The organism is Paenibacillus sp. FSL H3-0333 (assembly GCF_038002805.1).
In the GTDB taxonomy this organism is placed as follows: Bacteria; Bacillota; Bacilli; order Paenibacillales; family Paenibacillaceae; genus Paenibacillus_AQ; species Paenibacillus_AQ silagei.
In genome coordinates this window covers 1-2,583 of sequence record NZ_JBBODG010000006.1, presented here as the reverse complement: position 1 = coordinate 2,583, position 2,583 = coordinate 1, and the positions used below count along the sequence as shown (strand labels likewise).

At 48.7% G+C, this 2,583-nt stretch carries 2 protein-coding genes and 1 pseudogene; 1 reads left to right on the top strand and 2 read right to left on the bottom strand.

Annotation, left to right across the window (positions count from 1 at the left end):
* Positions 1-280: 280 nt before the first annotated feature.
* Complete coding sequence (locus MHH78_RS33885) at positions 281-478, bottom strand: hypothetical protein (protein ID WP_341170482.1); 198 nt, start codon at positions 476-478, stop codon at positions 281-283.
* A gap of 113 nt (positions 479-591) precedes the next feature.
* Positions 592-2,250 (bottom strand): family 43 glycosylhydrolase, encoded by a 1,659-nt coding sequence (locus MHH78_RS33880; RefSeq protein WP_341170481.1) that lies wholly within the window; start codon positions 2,248-2,250, stop codon positions 592-594.
* Positions 2,251-2,389: 139 nt separating this feature from the next.
* Here MHH78_RS33880 and MHH78_RS33875 point away from each other — a divergent pair.
* A pseudogene (locus tag MHH78_RS33875) lies at positions 2,390-2,583 on the top strand (AraC family transcriptional regulator); the annotation flags it as partial.

The window sequence follows — 2,583 nt, the reverse complement described above, 5'->3', positions numbered from 1 at the left end:
CTCAGTCCGCACCGGGAAGATAATCAGTCTTTTTCACAAAATAAGGGCCGCTGAGTCCGCAAAATCCCCCCACAAAGTGGGGCTTTAGCGTAGGTGATGACTCAGGTACTTTTGCGGGGACCCCAAAACATATAAATTCTATCAAATAAAGCCGCAGCATCCGCCGCGACTTAGTCCTTGACTCTCAGCGCCAGCGCTCATACAGTGCTTGGCTCACCTTACATAGCTCAACCATCCCATGCAGTGATCCTGTCTCCACCGGCCGTTCAGTACATAGAACTCAGCTCTTGCCCTTACCACCCTTGCCGCCCTTGGCAAACCGCCAAAAAGCCATACAGCAGCCGAGCAGTCCGGCTCCCAGCAGAAGGGTCTGTAACGCCCCCAGCCAAGTCGACTGATCCGAGGGGATCAGGCTGCTGACAATAATGAGCAGGATAGAAGCCGCGACCAGCACGGGGGTTTTTCTACTTTTCTTCACAACCATTCACCACTCCTAAAGACTAATACTACTAAGGTACACCATCTCCGGCGTTTTCACCAGTTCACCACACTCCGGGCACACCTGGGCGGAAGAACGTATGGCGTCCTTGGCTAGTAATTCTTCACTCTATAGTAGTCAAAATCAGCGAAGGAGTCATGCTGGTGGGCATCAACGGAACCGATGAAATTGAACAAGCCTGTAAATCCGCCAATCTCCCCTGGCTCCCCGTTCACGCCTTCATCCGACAGATAGAGTACATCAATGTTTTCTACAAAAGCTTGCCAATCCCCGTTATCCCCGAAACGGTAAAGGATACTCGCGATGCCTGAATGATAGATAATCTTGAGCTCCGCTGTGTCTTCAGGGACTGGAATGTAATGGTGGACCAGCTCAATGCGTTGCCCCAGCTTGGCCTGAAGTACGTATAGAACGGTACCCTCTGATTCGGAGTGGGTCAAGTGAACGTACAGCCAATTATTCGAATCATAGTATAGCCCCAGACCGGCCGTTTCCGAGTAGTGATCGGGATGAAATTCCACCTTGGTTTGAACTTCATAATGAAGGGAAGTTGCGCGTGTGGCCATAATAGCCGGATGGATCTGCGAGAAAAAAGAATTCTCTCCATGAATGCGTAAGTAACCCGGACGTTCAACCGTATTCACCCATGCCGCTTGCTGGTCCCGGTACGGAGTCAGAAAATGAAGATCATATTTCTCCTGATTAAAATCATCAAATACGTCATGAGAGATTCCATCGGCCTCTAATTCAACACCTGTCATCCCCTCAACTTCCATTTTCGCCACATTCGATCCATCCTTCATTTCCAGCCAGCCATCCTCTGTCCAATGCATTTTTTGAATAGAGGTTTCACGGCCTAATGGATTTAAGAGCGTTCCTTCCACAGGCCGTGACATGAGATGAGCAATATACCATTCGCCTGTTTGAGTTTGCACTAATGAGCCGTGACCTGCTTTTTGCATAATTGAACTTGGATTATACATCTCAAAATGCCCGGCATCCGGATTGCCAAGTGAAAATAGATGGCGCGGCGAGGAGGTGATGATCGGCTCTCCCGACGGATGCGGTTCATAGGGACCAAAAATATTCTCCGAACGTCCCAGCTCCACACCATGAGCATAGCCAGTTCCGCCCGCAGCTAATAAAAGATAGTACATCTCTCTATATTTATAGATCTGCGGTGCTTCAGCACAGCCGCGGCTGGTGAAGCCTTGCGTGACCCGGTGCCACTTCCCAACCGGCTTGCCGTCATTCAAATCAAATTCAGCGATCACAATATGTCCAGGTGCCTGATACCCTTCACGGGTCTCCCATTCCAGGATGGACACATAGTGTTTGCCATCTTCATCGTGGAAGAGCGCCGGATCGAAGCCTATAGATGTCAGATAGATGGGCTCCGACCAGGGTCCATGGATATCTTCTGCCCACATGGCATAGGAATCCGAGTTGAATTCACGGCCTGCCATGTTCAACATATGCGAATAAGCTAACCAGTACCGGTTCGCCCTAGAATCATAGGATAGATGCGGCGCCCAGATCCCGGCCGGAGTATTGGTCCCCCTCAAATTCACTTCACCTTTATTTAATACGGAGGCAGTCAGCTCCCAATTCGCTAAATCGGTTGATTTGAAAATTTGAACGCCGGGATTCCAATGAAACGTGGATGTCGCAATATAATACACATCATCCACTCTAATAATAGAGGGATCTGGTGCCATTCCAGGGATTATAGGATTATTAATCTTCGTCATTTCTCTGCTTCCCTTCGCTGTTTAGCCATATTCTTTACCCTTTTCCTGTTGTCTATGTATATTATAATAACTACCAACGTACTTATGCGATGGGATGATTACGGCTAGATTTACCCAAATCAAAGGCAGGTGCTGCAAATTGAAACATATGAATAGCTATCTCACAGGTGCACAGACGCTGCTGCTGCCGCGCATTGATTGGAATATACGCTTTTTTGGCGCACATACACAGACCGTTCCTGCCGATTGGAGCATGACTACAGAATCCCACCATGCCTTTGAGATTCTAATTGTGCTGGATGGGGCTCAAGAGACTAGGATAGATCATGAACC